This window comes from Candidatus Enterococcus huntleyi, from assembly GCF_009933175.1.
GTDB classification, from domain to species: domain Bacteria; phylum Bacillota; class Bacilli; order Lactobacillales; family Enterococcaceae; genus Enterococcus_K; species Enterococcus_K huntleyi.
On sequence record NZ_MAEJ01000027.1, the window covers coordinates 74,059 to 92,516 of the forward strand.

At 37.5% G+C, this 18,458-nt stretch carries 20 protein-coding genes; 14 read left to right on the plus strand and 6 right to left on the minus strand.

Annotation, left to right across the window (positions count from 1 at the left end):
* Position 1: 1 nt before the first annotated feature.
* Both mmsB and BAU15_RS11575 read left to right on the plus strand, forming a co-directional pair.
* Complete coding sequence (gene mmsB / locus BAU15_RS11570; RefSeq protein WP_161842900.1) at positions 2-1,204, plus strand: multiple monosaccharide ABC transporter permease; 1,203 nt, start codon at positions 2-4, stop codon at positions 1,202-1,204.
* Between the two features lie 302 nt (positions 1,205-1,506).
* A complete protein-coding gene (locus BAU15_RS11575) occupies positions 1,507-2,373 on the plus strand; it encodes a class II fructose-bisphosphate aldolase (RefSeq protein ID WP_161842901.1) in 867 nt (288 codons plus the stop codon).
* Positions 2,374-2,523: 150 nt separating this feature from the next.
* Here BAU15_RS11575 and BAU15_RS11580 read toward each other — a convergent pair whose 3' ends face one another.
* The 3 genes from BAU15_RS11580 to BAU15_RS11590 form a co-directional block, all read right to left on the minus strand.
* Positions 2,524-2,934, minus strand: coding sequence for a hypothetical protein (locus BAU15_RS11580; RefSeq protein WP_161842902.1), 411 nt, complete (start codon positions 2,932-2,934; stop codon positions 2,524-2,526).
* A 127-nt stretch (positions 2,935-3,061) separates the two neighbouring features.
* Positions 3,062-3,526 carry a hypothetical protein gene (locus tag BAU15_RS11585; protein ID WP_161842903.1) on the minus strand — a complete coding sequence of 155 codons (465 nt, stop codon included), beginning with the start codon at positions 3,524-3,526 and terminating at the stop codon, positions 3,062-3,064.
* 123 nt (positions 3,527-3,649) lie between these two features.
* The gene (locus BAU15_RS11590; RefSeq protein WP_161842904.1) at positions 3,650-3,817 is read right to left on the minus strand and encodes a hypothetical protein; all 168 of its coding nucleotides are present in this window, start codon (positions 3,815-3,817) and stop codon (positions 3,650-3,652) included.
* A 192-nt stretch (positions 3,818-4,009) separates the two neighbouring features.
* Here BAU15_RS11590 and BAU15_RS11595 point away from each other — a divergent pair, with 192 nt between their 5' ends.
* From BAU15_RS11595 to arsC, 10 genes are all read left to right on the plus strand, one after another.
* A complete protein-coding gene (locus tag BAU15_RS11595) occupies positions 4,010-5,281 on the plus strand; it encodes a UDP-N-acetylglucosamine 1-carboxyvinyltransferase (protein WP_161842905.1) in 1,272 nt (423 codons plus the stop codon).
* Positions 5,278-6,573 carry a transcription termination factor Rho gene (rho, locus tag BAU15_RS11600; RefSeq protein ID WP_161842906.1) on the plus strand — a complete coding sequence of 432 codons (1,296 nt, stop codon included), beginning with the start codon at positions 5,278-5,280 and terminating at the stop codon, positions 6,571-6,573. Before BAU15_RS11595 ends, rho begins: the two co-directional genes overlap by 4 nt.
* A gap of 98 nt (positions 6,574-6,671) precedes the next feature.
* Positions 6,672-6,935, plus strand: a complete 264-nt coding sequence (locus BAU15_RS11605; RefSeq protein ID WP_161842907.1) for a type B 50S ribosomal protein L31 — start codon at positions 6,672-6,674, stop codon at positions 6,933-6,935.
* Positions 6,936-7,115: 180 nt separating this feature from the next.
* Positions 7,116-7,466, plus strand: a complete 351-nt coding sequence (gene arsR, locus BAU15_RS11610) for an As(III)-sensing metalloregulatory transcriptional repressor ArsR (protein ID WP_161842908.1) — start codon at positions 7,116-7,118, stop codon at positions 7,464-7,466.
* The gene (gene arsD / locus BAU15_RS11615) at positions 7,444-7,809 is read left to right on the plus strand and encodes an arsenite efflux transporter metallochaperone ArsD (RefSeq protein WP_161842909.1); all 366 of its coding nucleotides are present in this window, start codon (positions 7,444-7,446) and stop codon (positions 7,807-7,809) included. Before arsR ends, arsD (BAU15_RS11615) begins: the two co-directional genes overlap by 23 nt.
* A gap of 13 nt (positions 7,810-7,822) precedes the next feature.
* Entirely contained in the window at positions 7,823-9,550 is a 1,728-nt protein-coding gene (gene arsA / locus BAU15_RS11620; protein ID WP_161842910.1) for an arsenite efflux transporter ATPase subunit ArsA, read from the plus strand.
* Between the two features lie 81 nt (positions 9,551-9,631).
* The gene (arsD, locus tag BAU15_RS11625; protein ID WP_161842911.1) at positions 9,632-9,955 is read left to right on the plus strand and encodes an arsenite efflux transporter metallochaperone ArsD; all 324 of its coding nucleotides are present in this window, start codon (positions 9,632-9,634) and stop codon (positions 9,953-9,955) included.
* Positions 9,956-9,982: 27 nt separating this feature from the next.
* Complete coding sequence (locus BAU15_RS11630; protein ID WP_161842912.1) at positions 9,983-11,041, plus strand: arsenite efflux transporter membrane subunit ArsB; 1,059 nt, start codon at positions 9,983-9,985, stop codon at positions 11,039-11,041.
* A gap of 9 nt (positions 11,042-11,050) precedes the next feature.
* Positions 11,051-12,133 carry an arsenite efflux transporter membrane subunit ArsB gene (gene arsB / locus BAU15_RS11635; RefSeq protein WP_161842913.1) on the plus strand — a complete coding sequence of 361 codons (1,083 nt, stop codon included), beginning with the start codon at positions 11,051-11,053 and terminating at the stop codon, positions 12,131-12,133.
* 2 nt (positions 12,134-12,135) lie between these two features.
* A complete protein-coding gene (gene arsC / locus BAU15_RS11640) occupies positions 12,136-12,543 on the plus strand; it encodes an arsenate reductase (thioredoxin) (RefSeq protein ID WP_161842914.1) in 408 nt (135 codons plus the stop codon).
* A gap of 1,050 nt (positions 12,544-13,593) precedes the next feature.
* Here the strand turns inward: arsC and BAU15_RS15790 are convergent.
* Positions 13,594-13,782 carry a hypothetical protein gene (locus BAU15_RS15790; protein ID WP_237580188.1) on the minus strand — a complete coding sequence of 63 codons (189 nt, stop codon included), beginning with the start codon at positions 13,780-13,782 and terminating at the stop codon, positions 13,594-13,596.
* A gap of 407 nt (positions 13,783-14,189) precedes the next feature.
* Between BAU15_RS15790 and BAU15_RS11650 the strand changes: the two genes are divergently transcribed.
* Positions 14,190-14,651 carry a helix-turn-helix domain-containing protein gene (locus tag BAU15_RS11650; RefSeq protein ID WP_161842915.1) on the plus strand — a complete coding sequence of 154 codons (462 nt, stop codon included), beginning with the start codon at positions 14,190-14,192 and terminating at the stop codon, positions 14,649-14,651.
* A gap of 296 nt (positions 14,652-14,947) precedes the next feature.
* Here the strand turns inward: BAU15_RS11650 and BAU15_RS11655 are convergent, their stop codons facing one another.
* Together BAU15_RS11655 and BAU15_RS11660 are read right to left on the minus strand one after the other, a co-directional pair.
* Positions 14,948-15,547, minus strand: a complete 600-nt coding sequence (locus tag BAU15_RS11655) for a DUF2812 domain-containing protein (RefSeq protein WP_161842916.1) — start codon at positions 15,545-15,547, stop codon at positions 14,948-14,950.
* A complete protein-coding gene (locus tag BAU15_RS11660) occupies positions 15,534-15,866 on the minus strand; it encodes a PadR family transcriptional regulator (RefSeq protein WP_161842917.1) in 333 nt (110 codons plus the stop codon). Before BAU15_RS11660 ends, BAU15_RS11655 begins: the two co-directional genes overlap by 14 nt.
* Positions 15,867-16,166: 300 nt before the next feature.
* On the opposite strand from BAU15_RS11660, the gene BAU15_RS11665 reads away from it, so the two are divergent.
* The gene (locus BAU15_RS11665; protein ID WP_161842918.1) at positions 16,167-18,437 is read left to right on the plus strand and encodes an ABC transporter substrate-binding protein; all 2,271 of its coding nucleotides are present in this window, start codon (positions 16,167-16,169) and stop codon (positions 18,435-18,437) included.
* The last annotated feature ends 21 nt before the right edge of the window (positions 18,438-18,458 follow it).

Here is an 18,458-nt window from a genome sequence, read left to right on the forward strand (position 1 = left end):
AATGGAACAAACAAAAAAAATAAAAGCGACGAGTAAATCGAATCAAATCAAAGACAAATTTTTAGATCTATTTAGTAAATATAGTATGGTCATTATTCTGGTTTTCTTATTAGTTATTTTTCAATTATTGACCGACGGAATCTTTTGGCGACCACTTAATATTACAAATTTAGTGCTTCAGAATAGTCATATTTTGGTTTTAGCAGCCGGTATGTTATTGGTTGTTTTATTAGGACATGTTGACTTATCTGTTGGTTCAGTAATGGCTTTTGTAGGCGCGATTGCAGGTGTCTTGATGGTGAATCTCGAGATGAGCACCTGGCTAGCTGTTCCACTGTGCTTAATCATCGGGGCAATAATCGGCGCTTGGCAAGGCTTCTGGGTTTCCTATGTGGGCATTCCGGCATTTATCGTGACACTAGCCGGGCTACTTATGTTTCGTGGATTAACTCAAGTTGTTTTAGGTGGGCAATCTTTAGCTCCGTTTCCGTCAATCTTCCAGAAAATATCTACAGGCTACTTACCAGATATTCTTCCTGGCGATCATATCCATCTGTTATCAATGATTATCGGCGGGACTATTGCTCTCTTACTTATTCTTAGTCAATGGAAAGCGAGAGAAAAGAGAAGAAAAAATCTATTTGAAATAGAAAACTCGCGGACTTTTATAGCTAAAGCTATCTTCACAGCTTGTATTATTATCGGTGTCACTTACATCTTCTCATCTTATTCGGGCTATCCGATCATCCTGATTTTACTGGGTGCGATTGTTTTTGTTTATTCATTCTTAACCAATCGAACAGTGGTTGGTCGACAAATTTATGCAACAGGTGGAAATAGAAAAGCAGCAGAATTGTCAGGGATTAAAACGAAACGAATTACTTTTTGGGTATTCGTTAATATGGGCATGATGGCTGCGTTGGCAGGGATAATCTTGGCTGCTCGTTTGAATGCAGCAACTCCTCAAGCAGGGACTTCCATGGAATTAGATGCAATGGCCGCCGTTTATTTCGGAGGAGCTTCCACTTCTGGTGGGATCGGTACGATTATGGGCGCAATTGTTGGGGGGCTTGTAATGGGTGTTTTGAATAATGGGATGTCCATTTTAGGCGTAGGTGTGGATTGGCAACAAGCGATTAAAGGCTTGATACTTTTATTAGCCGTCGTTCTAGATATTTATAATAAAAAGAAAAAAATATCTTAATTTGATGAGACGAAGGTAGCGAATAAAATGGTAGAGGAATAATTGCTCGTTTATCTACTAAAAATAATTAAATGAAAGTCTGTTATCTAATGAACAAAGTTACCGTTTTCTTTCTGATGAATAGGCAGTTTGTAATAAATAACTGCTTTTTTGATTGATATTTAACATGAAAATAGGCATGGAAATTTTCAAATTCGATGATTTTAGTAGAAAAGTACCGAAATATTTGATAAAATGTAACTGTTGGTTAGGGGATGAACCCTTAACAAATTTGTTTAGACAAACATTAGGAGGAATTTTTTATGCCATTAGTATCAGGAACAGAATTTCTTAAAGCAGCTCGCGAAGGCGGGTACGGTGTTGGCGGATTCAACACAAACAATTTGGAATGGACAAAAGCGATTCTTGAAGCTGCTGAAGCTAAAAAAGCACCAGTATTGATTCAAACTTCTATGGGCGCTGCAAAATACATGGGCGGATACAAAGTATGTTACGATTTAGTAAAAGACTTAGTAGACTCAATGGGCATTACAGTACCAGTTGCACTTCACTTAGACCACGGTGAATATGAAGATGCATTAGAATGTATCGAAGTTGGTTATACTTCAGTTATGTTTGATGGTTCTCATTTACCATTTGAAGAAAACATCGAAAAAGCGAAAGATGTTGTTGCTAAAGCACATGCTAAAGGCGTTTCTGTAGAATGTGAAGTTGGTTCAATCGGCGGCGAAGAAGACGGAATCATCGGTTCTGGCGAATTAGCTGACATTGAAGAATGTAAACAAATGGTTGCTACTGGTATTGATTACCTAGCATGCGGAATTGGTAACATTCATGGTTCATATCCTGACAACTGGACTGGTTTAGCTTTCGATCATTTACAAGCTATCTCAGATGCTGTTGGCGATATTCCATTAGTATTACACGGAGGTTCTGGTATTCCTTTAGAACAAGTTCAAAAAGCGATTTCTATGGGCGTATCTAAAATCAACGTAAATACTGAGTGTCAAGAAGTATTTGCTGCTGCAACTCGCAAATATATTGAAGAAGGAAAAGACCTTGAAGGTAAAGGCTTTGACCCTCGTAAATTATTAGCACCAGGAACTAAAGCAGTAGAAGAATTAGTTGAACAACGTATCGAATGGTTTGGTACTACTAACAAAGCATAATTAATTCCGAATAATAGATTATACATGAAGACAGTCGTAATGGCTGTCTTTTTTGAACTAAAAATACAGTCAGCTCAATGTGACTAAAAAATAAAAACTCTGCCAAAGGATAAGCTTACTTATCTTTGGCAGAGTTTTTTATAGAATAGATTATGTATTTGTTTCAATCAGTACAAGTCCATATTTTTTGAAAAGTAGAAAGAAAATATAGACGATGATTACTGCGGCAATCCCAAAGTAGGCGTCAACTATATCAGGAGTATTTAGGAAAGTCATAACGGTCTCGCATAAAAGATTGCCAATAATTAAACCCACAGCAAGTAAATTGATACATATAAATTTAGCATCAGTCAATAGATAGGTATAGCCAATACCAATAAAGGTCAGCAACGTGAGCGAAAAGTTCGAGATATGTGCGGTAATGTAGGCGTTGAGTATGACAAAATCGGTGTCTAGACTCTGATGTCTTCCGATAGTCAGTAGCATTCCTAGAAATAATAATGATAAATGAATAATGAGAAATAATTTTTTTGGATTAAATTTGTATGTGACTTTGAACAAGTGTTAGTCTCTCCTTTTGATTGTAGTAAGGTAAAGATAAATAAATTTAACGTATCTAGCTGATTAAAAAAATGAAAATTATGTTATGTAGGACTCCCGAATATAAATGTATAACGGTAGGTTTCTCTTAACTAAGAATCAGCTCCGTATCAAGAAATTGGCCGAATGCGCGGATGGCTTTTTTCTCAAAACGACGATTTAAAGGCAGCGGCAGTTGGACCGTTTTCCTTTGATTGTTTTGTCGGATCACAAGCACCGGATAATGATGACGCGTGAGCGGGAACTGACCTGCCACAGCTGTCACATTTAATGTTTCAAAGCTGATATTTAGTACCTCATTTTTACGTATTACTAAGTTGGTTCTACCAGTTAAGACAATTGCATTTTCATAAATAGCGACGGATTCTTTGCCTTTGGTGAATAGATAATAGAGGAGATAGATGCCAAATGCTCCGAACATTAGCTTACCAGAAAGTGTCGGCAGCCCCAGTGAAAATAAGAGGCATAAAAATAATAGAGCGAATAAAACAATGCGAACCGCAAGATTGATGGTTTTTCTTTTAAAAAGTAACACGCCATAATCGTCGCCCATAGGGAGGAGCCTCCTTTTTGTAATCTATTTTATTTTTGCAAAGTCCAAGTTAATTGTCAATACCGATTGTTATTTTAAACATTTAGCACAAACTGCATCATGTGACGGGCGGTTTATTCATTTTCACTCATCAATAGGACTTTTTCTGGGCAGTAGATATCTGCAGTCAAAGGATCGCGGCTGATTATCTTCCGACATAAAGATCCCACCGAGTTTCCCTGTCTGCCAGTAGTCGATTAATTTAATTGCTTTAGTCAGAATTTGCGGAGTTTTGTCGCCAGCATTGTTCATCATAGGGCCACCTAAACTCGCTTGCTATTCTTTACGTCAGTAAGTCAGCGAGTCATGAGTCTCGCCGTAGTTATTTTTCTATGAGGAAGCTTGATATAGCCTTTTTTCTTGCCTTGCAATATGGTAAAATGAGTATTAGTGCAATTGGGCACTTTTTTAGTTCTTAAACCAAAAAGTATAGGTGAATATAAAATGAAAAAAATTAAAATAAATGGTAATCGTCCTTTAAAAGGCGAAGTGACAATAAGTGGTGCAAAAAATAGTGCAGTAGCTCTGATTCCAGCAGCAATTTTAGCGGATTCACCTGTTATATTAGAAGGGGTTCCCGATATTCAAGATGTTCATTCCCTGATTGAAATTTTAGAAATCATGGGTGCCAAAATTAAATTTGAAGATAATCAATTAGAGATTGATCCAAGAGAAGTCGTATCTGTGCCTATGCCAAGTGGCAAAATTAATAGTTTACGAGCTTCTTATTATTTTATGGGCTCATTATTAGGTAAATTTGGCGAAGCAGTTGTCGGCCTCCCAGGTGGGTGTTATCTAGGGCCACGGCCGATTGATTTACATATCAAGGGTTTTGAAGCGTTAGGCGCGACAGTCAACAACGAGCATGGTGCGATGTATCTGCGGACTGAAAATGGTCCACTAAAAGCGACGCGTATCTTTATGGATATGGTCTCGATTGGCGCGACGATTAACGTGATGCTGGCTGCGGTCAAAGCGGAAGGCAAAACAATTATCGAAAATGCCGCACGTGAACCAGAAATTATTGATGTAGCCACTCTTTTAAATAACATGGGTGCTAAAATTCGTGGCGCTGGGACGGATATTATTCGGATTGAAGGCGTGACCGAATTACACGGTTGCCGTCATTCAATTATTCCCGACCGGATTGAAGCAGGGACTTATTTGGCCTTGGCTGCTGCTGCGGGTGAAGGAATTATCGTCAGAAATGTTATTTTTGAGCATCTAGAAAGTTTTATTGCAAAATTACAAGAGATTGGTGTCAAGATGAATATCAGCGAAGATGCGATTGAAGTTTTACCTTCGCACGATTTGAAAGCTGTTCATGTGATGACGTATCCTTATCCAGGATTTGCGACTGATCTACAACAACCACTGACTCCACTACTTCTCAAAGCCAAAGGAACGGCTGAAATAACTGATACTATCTACTCAAAACGGGTCAATCATATTCCAGAATTAGCGCGAATGGGCGCCAATGCAACGGTTGAAGGGAATTTAATTATTCTAAACGGTCCGAATAAATTACATGGTGCCGAGGTTGTAGCTTCCGATTTACGAGCAGGGGCTTGTTTAGTTATTGCCGGATTAATGGCAGAAGGCGAGACAACTATCTACAATGTTGAATACATTCTGCGCGGCTATGACCATATTATCGAAAAATTAACGGCTCTTGGAGCAGATATTGAAATGATTGAAGAGGAGGCTGAAAAATGAGTGATTATTTAACGATGGCGGAATTAGAAAACAAAACGTTAAAAGAAATTTATACGTACGCCAAAGATTTCAAAATTCCTTATTATAGTCAAATGAATAAAAAAGAATTGTCTCTTTCAGTCATCCGAGCGCAAGCTGAAAAGCAAGGTTTCTTCTACATGGAAGGGATCTTAGATATTGTCGGACAAGAAGGCTACGGATTTTTACGTCCGATTAACTATGGGCCAAGTGTAGAAGATATTTATATTTCTTCTTCTCAAATTCGCCGATTTAGTTTGCGAAATGGCGATAAAGTTGCCGGAAAAGCTCGTCCACCGAAAGAATCTGAACGTTATTATGGCTTGATGCATGTAGAAAGCGTCAATGGAAAAGATCCCGAGGAAGCCAAAGAACGTCCGCATTTTCCAGCTTTAACCCCTCTATATCCAGATAAACAGATCAATCTTGAAACGACACCAGGCCGTTTGTCTACGCGAATGATTGATATCTTCGCACCTGTTGGATTCGGTCAGCGTGGTTTAATCGTTGCGCCACCAAAAGCCGGGAAAACCAGCGTCTTAAAAGAAATTGCCAATGGCATCACTGACAACCATCCTGATGTTGAACTGATTTTACTTTTAATTGATGAGCGTCCGGAAGAAGTGACTGATCTAGAAAGAAGCGTGAAGGGCGATGTGGTTTCTTCAACCTTTGATCAACAACCACAAAACCATACGCGAGTTGCCGAATTAGTCTTAGAACGGGCGATGCGCTTAGTCGAGGACAAACGCGATGTCGTTATTTTAATGGACAGTATTACTCGTTTAGCACGGGCCTATAACTTAGTCGTTCCGCCAAGCGGTCGAACATTAAGTGGTGGGATTGATCCAGCTGCTTTATACAAACCGAAGAAATTCTTTGGCGCGGCCAGAAATATTGAAGAAGGCGGTAGTTTAACTATTTTAGCCACAGCCTTAGTCGATACTGGTAGCCGAATGGATGATATTATCTATGAAGAATTCAAGGGAACCGGGAATATGGAATTACACTTGTCCCGCGATTTAGCAGAACGCCGTATCTTCCCAGCTATCGATATCAAGAAATCTGGTACGCGAAAAGAAGAGTTATTAATTGCGCCAGAAAGACTGGAAGATCTATGGAAACTAAGAAACAATATGACCGGCGATTCACTAGTGTATACTGAACAGTTGATCCAATTCTTAAAGAAAACGAAAAACAATGATGAATTTTTCGAAGCCTTCCAAGATGTTTCATTTGGCAATCGGGCACCACGAAAAAATCCAAAAAGATAATTGCATATTGAACCAAATCATGGTACGATATTACTGTTGTAAATTGACAAATCAACTCTGACTCAGCAAATGAATCAGGGCAAAGGAGCGAACTAAAGATGAAACAAAATATCCACCCAGAATATCATCCAGTCGTATTTATGGACTCAACAACTGGTTTCAAATTCTTGTCAGGTTCTACAAAATCTTCACAAGAAACAGTTGAATGGGAAGACGGAAATACTTACCCAGTAATCCGTGTCGAAGTAACTTCTGACTCACATCCATTCTATACTGGACGTCAAAAATTCACACAAGCAGATGGACGTGTGGACCGTTTCAACAAAAAGTACGGTATCAAAGACACAAACGCTGCAGAATAATCAAAACATTGGTAAGACAAAGTTTAACAGACCATTCCTTCGGGGACGGTCTGTTTTTTTTCGGTTTGGGCACGTGTTTGACCTTCACGAATTATATGAAAAGACAGAAACATTTGACAAAACATAGATGATTATCTATATTATACACATAGATAATCATCGATATGAAGGAGAAAAGCTATGAACTATGAAAAAACATCATTATTATTAAAGGCTATGGCTGATCCAAAACGGATGAAGATTGTGGATCTTCTTTCTTGTGGCAGTCTTTGTGCATGTGATCTACTGGATCATTTTGACTTTACTCAGCCAACACTATCTCATCATATGAAGGTGCTAGAACAAGCTGGAATTATTTCAGTCAGTAAACAGGGGAAATGGCATCATTATGCGTTACAAGAAGAGTTTGTCAGAGAATTTTTGAGTTCGATGATGCAACTGCTGTCTAGTGACGAGCAAACGTGCATCTGTCAGAATAAAGAATGTGTAGAAAAAGGAGAAGAAGTACATGAAAAAATTAGAACTATTTGAACCAGCAATGTGTTGCTCAACCGGCGTTTGTGGTCCCTCAGTGGATGAAACATTGCTCATGATTACCTCAGTTTTTGAAGCGCTAGAGGGAGTCTCTCAAATTGAAGCGACTCGTCACAATTTGACGAGTGACCCAGATGCGTTTGTCAATAATGAGACTGTCTTAAAGATGATGCAAGAAAAAGGCAATGAAATCTTGCCGGTTACAGTGATAGATGGCGCCATCGTTAAAACGGGTGCGTATCCAACAATGGATGAACTTTCTAACTACACTGGGTTGGTATTTGTTAACCAAAATTCTGAACAGACAGGCGGTTGTTGTGGCGGATCTGGCTGCTGCTAAGGGGGATGTAAATATGCAACGATATGAATTAAATCAACTGAATCCGACAAAATACTTATTTTTTACTGGTAAAGGTGGCGTTGGTAAGACAACGGTTGCTTGTGCGACAGCGACAAGTTTGGCAGATAATGGCGCGAAGGTGATGTTGGTTAGTACGGATCCTGCTTCGAATCTGCAAGATGTATTTCAGACAGAATTGACCAATAAACCAAAAATGATCGACAGCATTCCTAATTTGAAAGTAGCTAATTTTGACCCAGTGACGGCCGCAGCTGAATATAAGGAAAGCGTTGTTGGTCCTTACAGAGGGATTCTACCCGATAGCGCATTAGAAAATATGGAAGAGCAGTTGTCTGGTTCATGTACAGTGGAGATTGCGGCTTTTAATGAATTTGCAAATTTTTTGACGGACAAGTCTGTTGAAGAAGCCTACGATCATATCATTTTTGATACAGCCCCGACTGGTCATACATTAAGAATGCTGCAGCTGCCTTCTGCGTGGAGTAATTACTTAGATGAAAATACGACAGGTGTTTCTTGTCTAGGACAGTTATCTGGTTTAGGCGATAAAAAAGAAATGTACGCTGAAGCAGTTAAAACGTTAAGTCAAGAAGAATTGACCACACTAATGTTAGTTACTCGCCCTCAAAAAGCGGCAATAATCGAGGCGACTCGCGCGTCTGATGAATTAAGTCAACTAGGTATTCTTAGCCAAAAATTAATTGTTAATGGGTTACTTGAAACAGCAGATGACCCTATTTCACAAACGATTTACGACCAACAACAAAAAGATTTAAGCGAGATGCCCGCAGAATTAAAGAAATTTGAGCAATTCTATGTTCCTCTACGAGCGTACAACGTAACAGGTATCAAGAATCTACGGACTTTACTTGATAAGAATCAACCACCGATTTTAGAACAAGCCAATCCAGCGATTGAATTGCCTACACTCAGTGAGATTGTCGCTGATTTTATCGCAACAGATAAAAAAATTATTTTTACAATGGGTAAAGGTGGCGTAGGGAAGACCATTATTGCGATTCAAATAGCTAAAGCTCTGTCAAAAGCTGGTAAGAAAGTTCATTTAGCAACAACGGATCCGGCCGATCACTTAAGTCTTTATTTAGCAGAGACTAAAGAAATTTCTGTGAGCCATATTGATGAAGAGAAGGAATTGCAAGCTTACCAAGAAGAAGTTTTAGCTAAAGCAAGAGAAACGATGAGTGCGGATGATGTTGCGTATGTGGAGGAAGATTTGCGTTCCCCTTGTACCCAAGAGATTGCAGTATTCAGAGCCTTTGCAGAGATTGTCGATAAGGCTGAAAATGAGATTGTTGTGATAGACACCGCACCAACCGGTCATACCTTGTTATTATTAGATTCTACTCAAAGCTATGCAAAAGAGGTCGAACGCAGTGCCGGTGAAGTTCCAGAGTCTATCAAAAAACTGTTGCCTCGTTTACAAAATAAGGCTGAAACCGAAGTATTAATGGTCACCTTACCTGAAACGACGCCTGTTTATGAATCATTGCGGCTTGATGCAGATTTAGATAGAGCAAAAATTGCTCATACATGGTGGCTAGTCAATCAGAGTATGTATGCGACAGACACTTCGAATGTAATTTTAAAAGCTCGCGCAGCCAATGAGATTGAATGGATAGAAAAAGTGGCTGAAGTATCCAATGGACATTTTGCAGTGGCTGAATGGGTGCCTAATTTTGAAGCAGAATTAGTCCACTAAACGTTTTACTTTTACACTTTTACGATAGATGAGTTTCTTTCTTAAAGGGACTCATCAATCTAAATGGAGGTTATGATAATTATGAGGAAAATTGAAATTTATGAACCGGCAATGTGTTGTCCAACAGGCGTGTGTGGTCCCTCTGTGGATCCAGAGTTATTGACAATTACGGCAATCACAAAAGAAGTCAACGCGTCTGAGGAAAATCGAATCTATAGAAGAAATTTGTCACAGAATCCACAAGCCTTCGTAAGAAGTGAAGTAGTCAATCAAAAACTGAAAGAATCTGGGGTAGAAGGATTGCCGCTGACTCTCGTAGATGGACAAGTTTATCTGCAAGGGAAATACCCTACTATCGAACAAATACGTGAATTGACAGGATTGAAGTTAGAAGATATAAAATAAATTCTAGAAACTTTGGAGATGAAATAAGTGAATCAAGTAACAAAAAAATTATCATTATTAGATAGATATTTAACCTTATGGATTTTTATCGCAATGGCTGTAGGGATTGGCCTAGGTTATTTCTTACCCGGCGTACCTAAAATGATTAATCATTTAGAAGTCGGGACAACCTCTATTCCGATTGCAATCGGTCTAATATTGATGATGTATCCCCCTTTAACCAAAGTGAAATATGAAGAAATGTGGCGTGTATTCAAGAATTGGAAAGTTTTGCTGCTGTCCTTAGTGCAAAATTGGATTGTCGGTCCCATTGTTATGTTCATATTGGCGGTAGTTTTTCTTCATAACTATCCAGACTACATGGTCGGACTGATCATGATTGGTCTTGCTCGATGTATTGCGATGGTCATTGTTTGGAGTGAACTTGCTCAAGGCGATAGTGAGTACACGGCAGGCTTAGTCGCCTTTAACTCGATCTTCCAAATCGTTTTCTATTCGCTATTTGCATATATATTTGTGACCGTGTTGCCGACATGGTTAGGTTTAGAAACGCATTCAGTAAATATAACTATGGGCGAGATTGCCAAAAGTGTCTTTATTTATCTAGGAATTCCTTTTATTGCTGGGATTAGTTCAAGATTTCTTTTACTTAAATTCAAAGGGAAAACGTGGTTTGAAACAAAATTCATTCCTAAAATTAGTCCAATTACATTAATTGCTTTGTTATTTACAATCGTGATTATGTTTTCTGTTAAAGGGGAAAAAGTCATTGAATTACCTCTTGATGTTGTAAGAATTGCCATTCCATTATTTTTATACTTTATTATTATGTTTTTTGTTTCATTCTTCATTTCTAATAAAATGGGTACGAGTTATCCAGTCGCAGCATCGCTCTCTTTTACTGCAGCCAGTAATAATTTTGAATTAGCGATTGCTGTGGCAGTAGGTGTCTTTGGTATTAATTCGGGAGAAGCTTTTGCAGCCGTTATCGGTCCACTAGTTGAAGTGCCCGTACTCATCGCATTAGTGAATGTTGCTTTGAAATTTAAACAAAAATATTTTACGAAAGAAGGCGTAAGCCACTAGGAGGAAAAAATGAGCGCTGAAAATAAAAAACAAGGATTAGGGATTTTTGAAAAGTATCTGACTTTATGGGTTATTTTATGTATGGCAGTAGGTGTGCTGATTGGGAAGTTTATTCCAGCTGTGCCAGACACATTAAGTAAATTTGAGTATTATCAAGTCTCTATTCCAACCGCGATATTAATCTGGTTAATGATTTATCCGATGATGTTGAAAATTGATTTTACTAGCATTGCTCGTGCAGCAAAGAAACCCAAAGGACTAATTATCACCTGTGTAACCAATTGGTTGATTAAACCATTTACTATGTATGCCATTTCGGCCTTCTTCTTTTATGTTGTCTTCAAAAATCTAATTCCTGTGGATCTAGCTAAGGAATATGTTGCCGGTGCAGTCATTTTAGGTGCAGCACCTTGTACCGCTATGGTTTTTGTTTGGAGTTATTTAACAAAAGGTGACGCAGGCTATACCTTGGTTCAAGTAGCTATCAATGATTTGATTATTCTGTTTCTATTCGCACCTATCGTAGCGTTCTTACTAGGTGTTGACAATGTGGCCGTTCCAATGGGGACACTCCTATTATCAACGTTGCTCTTTGTGGTTGTACCGCTATTATTAGGCTTCTTCACACGCGTGATAATTATAAAAAATAGAGGCTTAGCTTATTTTGAAAATGTCTTCTTGAAGAAATTTGATTCGGTTACCATTATTGGGTTATTATTAACATTGATTATTATTTTCTCTTTTCAAGGAGAAAAGATTTTAGCTAACCCTATGCATATTTTACTTATCGCGATTCCATTAATTATCCAAACCTTTCTTATTTTTACAATCGCTTATGGATGGGCTAAGATTTGGAAGCTACCGCATGATATTGCATCACCAGCAGGTATGATTGGCGCAAGTAACTTTTTTGAATTAGCAGTTGCAGTAGCTATTTCATTATTTGGGTTACAATCCGGCGCTACGTTAGCGACTGTAGTTGGCGTCTTAGTCGAAGTACCAGTCATGTTACTGTTAGTTAAAATATCTAATCGCACAAAAAATTGGTTCATTCAAAATCCATCAGAATTGTCTGATATCGGAGGGAAATAATAATGAGAAAAATTTACTTTTTATGTACAGGAAATTCTTGTCGTAGTCAAATTGCAGAAGGCTATGGGAAAGCTATTTTACCAACAGATGAATTTGAAATTAAAAGCGCCGGCATTGAACAACATGGGCTAAATCCTAGAGCTGTTCAAGTAATGTCTGAGGAAGGGATAGATATCTCTACGCAAACATCTGATTTGATCGATATGGATTATTTTAATCAAGCAGACCTAATTATTACGCTATGTGGCGATGCCAAAGACAAATGTCCAGTAATTCCAAAAGGGATTGAGCATGTTCATTGGGATTTGGAAGATCCAGCCAAAGCAACTGGAACAGAAGAAGAAATCATGAATAAATTCAGAGAAATTAGAGACGATATAAAAAGTCGTGTAACGAATTTGCTAGATTAGGTAGCAACTGTCATCTATCTCGGTAAAAGATTGAAATACTTAAATTGTCCTTTTGATAAATTAGAAAATTAAAGTAAAAGCCATGCGAAGTGAAACACAAATCTTCGATGGCTTTTTACTATTTTAAAGGAAAAGTATCTGCTTTTGGTATCAAAATGGATTCATCTATCTGACATACTGGCGAGTAATTTTTGACCCTATAGTTGACCTTCTCACTCATATTTAAATAGGTGTGACCGGCTAATATAACTATTCAAGAATCCAGCAGATTAGCTAATTCTGTCCTTGAAACCCTATTAGACAGCTATCCAGCCATCAATACGGTATCAAAGACACAAACGCTGCAGAATAATCAAAACATTGGTAAGACAAAGTTTAACAGACCACTCCTTCGGGGACGGTCTGTTTTTTGTTTTGACTCTATTTTATCGATTTTTTCTTAAACGCTTGTCCTGAAGTGAACGCCATAACTTAGAATTACTGAAGGGTTGGTGGATGGATGAAATATCTATATTTAATGCATCATGGTCACACCCCTTTGTCAGAGCTTGGCAAGAAACAGGTACTTATTACTATGCAATATTTTGTTAAAAATAGGATTTTTTTGTTAATGATTATTCTTATACAGCTGATTTCTTCACTTGATCTTTTCTATTGTTGAGTATTGATTTAAAGAAGTTGAAAATTGTCTATTATGGAGGAAAAGACAAAAATGGCTCTCTCAATATTGCGGAATATAGCTATGGAAAATAATTATGTATATCTGAAAGAGGAAAAGTGATAGGTTAGGTACTCTCATCTTTCTATTTTAAAAATAGCATAAAAAGCCAGTCAAAATTATTATTACTTTGACTGGTCTCTTGGAATACATAGAAGCGGAGTAACCCAATCTATGCATTATTATCTTTATAGCTTTTTTGAAATAGATAAAATATACTTGATGTAATCCCAAAGCTAAACGCTAAAAAGTATACTTCTCTGATCAATGATACAATCATCAATATAAGAAAAATATATTGAAGACGTTTTAACTTTGTTTTTGTCTTTCTTTTAGATTCCATAGTAATAGTCATCGAATCCTACTGCAGCTGGAATTCCTGCAGCAGCAGCGATACCAGCTCTCCACCACCATCTGTTTGATTTATAGCTTGCAGCTGACAGACCAAAGCGTTTATGTGCCTCATTTGCTGTCCGCCCAGCTGTATAACCGACTCCTACAATTGCAATTAATTCTAACATATCATCAATATCGAATGCACGGGTATTGTGGTTATGGATAAATAAATTATCAACTTGTTTTAATTGATTTGTTGTGGGATAAAATATTGTGTTTTTTCAATAGAATATCAATCGTTGTCTGTAAGATTAAATTGTTCTTTTATGTCTGAAGTATTTGAATACTGAACCATTTTTTCGTCAGTGATGTGATTTTCTACAGCCAAGGATGTCAATGGCATTAGACTGGTACTTAATGTTAAAATAAACAATACCTGATTTTAGAAAAATTGATTTTTTCATATGAATATCTCCTTTATGATTATTTAATAAAGTAATTGGGATTACTCAATAAGTATCGCGTAGTATCAGGAAATAATCTGTCAAAATCACTTTGCAAACCTTTGGAATTTAACGTTGGAGGGGCGACTATGGAAGAAAAATTGAGGAATTTAAGGAAAGCGTCCGGGTATACGCAAGAAGAATTATCAACAAGAATTAATGTTTCAAGGCAAACTATTTCTAATTGGGAAAGAGGGTACTCGACTCCAGATGCAGAAAACTTAAAGATAATTAGTGAGTTTTACAACGTTCCAATTGGTTATTTTATAGATGATTTTACCCATATGGTTCACTCTCCTCAAGCAGAGAACGATTCTATTAATAATCAAGAATTCTATTTTCTATTGTTGGTGGCGATAGCTTCTTTATTTACTCCATTAGCAGCATTTATTTTGATATATTTAACTTTGGAATTCAAAAATAAACTAAATTTGAAAATATATCACAGATTTTTATATATAGGTGTATTCCTTTCTATTTTAAATATAATGGTTATTCTTGCTGTTGGTGCTGATTTAATCATTTCTTTAATCTATAATTATTTGTCCTAATATTTATTCGGACAGAATAGTGCAAATCTACGACACAAAAAGTAGGATCAATAAAACGATTCTTGTCAGATGTTAGTCCGATAAGTTTTTTTAGATGCTCCTCTCATTTCTAATGAAAACCAAGTGTATAGTAACCGAAGAATACGGTAAACACTCCAGAATAATCAAAACTCAGGTAAGACAAAGTTTAATGAGCCTGGGTCATAGAACCATCAAATAGAAGACCGGAAATCCTTTTTGCGATTTCCGGTCTTCTATTTGGCTTGCCTAAAACTTATGTATAAGACTTTCTCAGATTAACTATTTTTCTGTTTAAATAAGCGATAGCTCTTGATTGCAGCGACCATGGAAAAAATGCTTAAAGCTAAAATGAGTAATAAAGGCACTACTCTTAGGGATGCAAGAAAAGTTTTCACTAAAATTCGCCCGATAAATCCAAAGTCAGCCTGGTTAAAGGGATCGGGAGCTAGATACCAAGTAGGAATATCTTTAAGTCCAGGTAGGTAGATACCTAGACAAATGATCATTAGTGCCATAAAGAATGCAGAAAGGGCAAAGTAACGTTTATAACGTTCCTTACTTGAGTCAGCATCTGAAAAAATATCCATCTCTTGATTTTCACTGCTTATAGGTAGAAAGAAATGATGTGACGAGCCATGATTACTGCTAACCGCTTGCCAACCACTGTCTTCGAAGAGCGTAAGATAATTTAAATAATCTTTTTTGTTTGCGAATAATCGATAATCAATCCGATAATTTCTTTTTTCTGGAACAATTTTTTCGAATCTATAAAACCCCAGTGAGTTATAGTTGACTAACCCCCAACCTGATTCAGCCATCCTTTCTAAATATTTTTCTTCTTTCTCGATATCAATAAAAAGTCTAAATTTTCTCATGGGCTTCTCCTATCATCGTTTTTTTAGCAACGGTTACCATATGAGTCAATCGTTGCACCTCTTGCTCTAATATTTCCTTTCCTAGCTCTGTTAAAACATAGACGCGACGCCGCTTATCTTCACTAGGAACTTCCTGTATCAATTTTTGTTTAGATAAATTCTCAATTGCTCCATACATTGTCCCCGCCGCAATTCGCACATGATGATTACTTAATGTTTCGACATTTTGCATAATTGCGTAACCGTGTAAAGGCTCTTTTAAGGAAAGTAGAATATAAAAAGTCGTTTCAGTTAAGGGGAGTAATTTATTTCTATTCATGAAAATGTTCCTTTCTTTTTTATATAGCTGGACTATACATGTCAACTGTATAGTTGATTTTTTTTTAGTTTCTTACCTAGGAATATCTATTTAATCGATACCTTTTTTTACACCACGTGTGATTAAAATCAGCCGAAGGACGCGCTATAGCTAATTAGAAAGGTCGTTCAATTAAATTCGTATCTTTCACAATCTACCTATAAATAACAAGCTTACATATTAGATTCATATAGGCGTGTTAAATTGTATGCAGTAAAGTTACTAAAATTGAAAAATCAAAAGAAGGTAGAGGAAGAAGAAATGGGACAATCAAAAAAGTCGAAAAAATTATCAGTATGCCTAGTTATCTGTATGGTTCTAATGGTGCTGATAGGTTGTAACAAAGGAACAGACAAAAAAGATGGAAAAGTGGCTACTGCATTGGAAATTACAAAGTCAGAAAAAATCGAACTAGGTGAGCCCTACGAGCTGGTCCACGATATAAAAAAGCTGAAGGATGGGCGTATTCGGGTAGGGGTATCTGACAAAAATGGAACGAATAGTCGAATATTTGAATCGGAAGATAATGGCGAAAGTTGGGAGAAGCAAGATACGCTCAATGAGGCAGTTGAATCGACAGCTAACGATTATATCGAATTTTGGCTAGGAGATAACGGGGAAACCTTCATTAAGAAAACGAAAGACGCAGCGAGTCGAGAAGAAACATTCAGCAAAGAAAGTACCTATTATATTAAATCTAGTGACAACAATATAGTGGAGCTTCCGATCGAATTGGCAGAAATTGTTGAAACGGAAGAAGAGCATAAAAATCATCAACCTGGTTCTGAACATGTGGCAGTAAATGCGCTAGCGAAAGTTGCTTTTCTATCGGAAAACGAATTGCTTGCTACAGATTTGGGTAGCACGGGTTATTTGATTGATAGCCAAACAGGAAAAGTGAAACAGATCTATCAATTACCAAAAGAATTTGAGGGAGCAGACAGCTTGTTTGCTGATGAAGAGACTGTTTATTTTTATTCGAGTAGGGAATTTCTAGTTTATGATAAAAAATCGGGACAGTTAAATGAAGAAACGGCGATAGGTCAAACAATCGCTAAGACTTTAGAAGAAGCGGCGTCTGAGAATAAGACAATCGGCACGTCTGTTATGCAGGGTGAGAAGAGTGAAGAGCTTGATTTTACCACTGGGCTAGGGGCCTATCGTTTTAACACAGAAACAAAGAAGGTCAATCAGCTAGTAGATTTGACGAAGAGTGATTTACGCTTAACAACAGATTACGCAAGTTTGTTAACTGTCTTAGAGGATGATCGCTATCTGACAAGTATCACAAGCTCGGAGGATTTCAGTCAAGCAATCTATTTGAGCAAAAAACACACTGGGGAAAAAGCAAAAGAACAGCAAGCCAAAACACAAACATTAACCATTTGGACATTAAGAGAATCAGATGATTTACCTTTATTGATTGATCGGTTTAAAGCTAAAAATCCTAATGTATCAATCGAAATTCAAGTTGGGATGGAAAACGATAGCGCGCAAACAGTCGCAGATGCCGTGAGTACATTAAATACGAAAATGCTTGCTAAAGAAGGACCGGATATCATTTTGGGAGATGGCTTACCGATTGATACATATAGCGAAAAAGGAATGTTGGTCAATCTGAAGGATTTCTACCAACAGTTGAGTCGTTCCAATAAATTATTCGAAAAAATTGCGACAACTTATCAAACGGAAAAAGGCTTGTATGCCATCCCGCAAGGTTTCTCATATATGAGCGTGACGGCTGAAAAGGGGCTAACGGAGCAAGTCAAATCAGGGGAGTTGTTAGCTAATTATCTTAGGAATGAGCCGGTGGGTGTGGCAGTCGATGATGCCAACTCGTTGACCTCGCTACTTTATTATAGTGGGTTAACGGAATGGTTTGATGGTAAATCTGTTGATAAAGAGAAATTAAAACAGTTTTTCGAATTGCAAAAAGAATTAGTAGAGAAAATAAATCCTTACGAACCGAATAAATTAAACTTTATGCAACAACCACCTGCGTTATATTCGGGGAACTTTCACTTCTTTGCAGAAGAAAATCCAACCGGAAAAGAGAGTAAGGTAGCGCTAGATTATATTGGCCTTTCCCATATTTTATACGCACTAAACTCGTTGACTCAACTGGGATATGAATCTCAATCATTTGGACAACAAGCGAAACAATATATACCAGCAGGGCTATTAAGCGTTAGTATTCATTCTGACAATCAAGAATTAGCGAAGAAATTCATCCAGTATACTTTAGCTGACGATGGGCAAAGCATTGTCGGAATCCCCGTGAATCAGCTGCAGCTGGAAAAAGAATTTAAAGAGAGTGAAGGCCAAGGGATAGAAGGAACTTCGCCACTAACGGATGAGGAATTTCAGCAAATTGTAAAATCTCTGGATGAATTAGATACGCCAATTAATCTAAATGGTGTGATCAGTGAAGCGGTGCTTACTCAGTTAGAAGCCTATGTGATCAATGGTGAAGATATCGACACCGCCGTGAGTAATGCAGCGAAGAAGATTGAGCTATATCTAGCAGAATAAAACGAAATGGAGGGAAAAGTG

Bases quoted from the DNA above. Each gene is read 5' to 3' on its own strand.
- mmsB (WP_161842900.1), top strand. From the start codon at position 2: ATGGAACAAACAAAAAAAATAAAAGCGACGAGTAAATCGAATCAAATC.
- BAU15_RS11575 (WP_161842901.1), top strand. From the start codon at position 1,507: ATGCCATTAGTATCAGGAACAGAATTTCTTAAAGCAGCTCGCGAAGGC.
- BAU15_RS11585 (WP_161842903.1), bottom strand. From the start codon at position 3,526: ATGGGCGACGATTATGGCGTGTTACTTTTTAAAAGAAAAACCATCAAT.
- BAU15_RS11590 (WP_161842904.1), bottom strand. From the start codon at position 3,817: ATGAACAATGCTGGCGACAAAACTCCGCAAATTCTGACTAAAGCAATT.
- BAU15_RS11595 (WP_161842905.1), top strand. From the start codon at position 4,010: ATGAAAAAAATTAAAATAAATGGTAATCGTCCTTTAAAAGGCGAAGTG.
- rho (WP_161842906.1), top strand. From the start codon at position 5,278: ATGAGTGATTATTTAACGATGGCGGAATTAGAAAACAAAACGTTAAAA.
- BAU15_RS11605 (WP_161842907.1), top strand. From the start codon at position 6,672: ATGAAACAAAATATCCACCCAGAATATCATCCAGTCGTATTTATGGAC.
- arsR (WP_161842908.1), top strand. From the start codon at position 7,116: ATGAACTATGAAAAAACATCATTATTATTAAAGGCTATGGCTGATCCA.
- arsD (WP_161842909.1), top strand. From the start codon at position 7,444: ATGAAAAAATTAGAACTATTTGAACCAGCAATGTGTTGCTCAACCGGC.
- arsA (WP_161842910.1), top strand. From the start codon at position 7,823: ATGCAACGATATGAATTAAATCAACTGAATCCGACAAAATACTTATTT.
- arsD (WP_161842911.1), top strand. From the start codon at position 9,632: ATGAGGAAAATTGAAATTTATGAACCGGCAATGTGTTGTCCAACAGGC.
- arsB (WP_161842913.1), top strand. From the start codon at position 11,051: ATGAGCGCTGAAAATAAAAAACAAGGATTAGGGATTTTTGAAAAGTAT.
- arsC (WP_161842914.1), top strand. From the start codon at position 12,136: ATGAGAAAAATTTACTTTTTATGTACAGGAAATTCTTGTCGTAGTCAA.
- BAU15_RS15790 (WP_237580188.1), bottom strand. From the start codon at position 13,782: ATGTTAGAATTAATTGCAATTGTAGGAGTCGGTTATACAGCTGGGCGG.
- BAU15_RS11650 (WP_161842915.1), top strand. From the start codon at position 14,190: ATGGAAGAAAAATTGAGGAATTTAAGGAAAGCGTCCGGGTATACGCAA.
- BAU15_RS11655 (WP_161842916.1), bottom strand. From the start codon at position 15,547: ATGAGAAAATTTAGACTTTTTATTGATATCGAGAAAGAAGAAAAATAT.
- BAU15_RS11660 (WP_161842917.1), bottom strand. From the start codon at position 15,866: ATGAATAGAAATAAATTACTCCCCTTAACTGAAACGACTTTTTATATT.
- BAU15_RS11665 (WP_161842918.1), top strand. From the start codon at position 16,167: ATGGGACAATCAAAAAAGTCGAAAAAATTATCAGTATGCCTAGTTATC.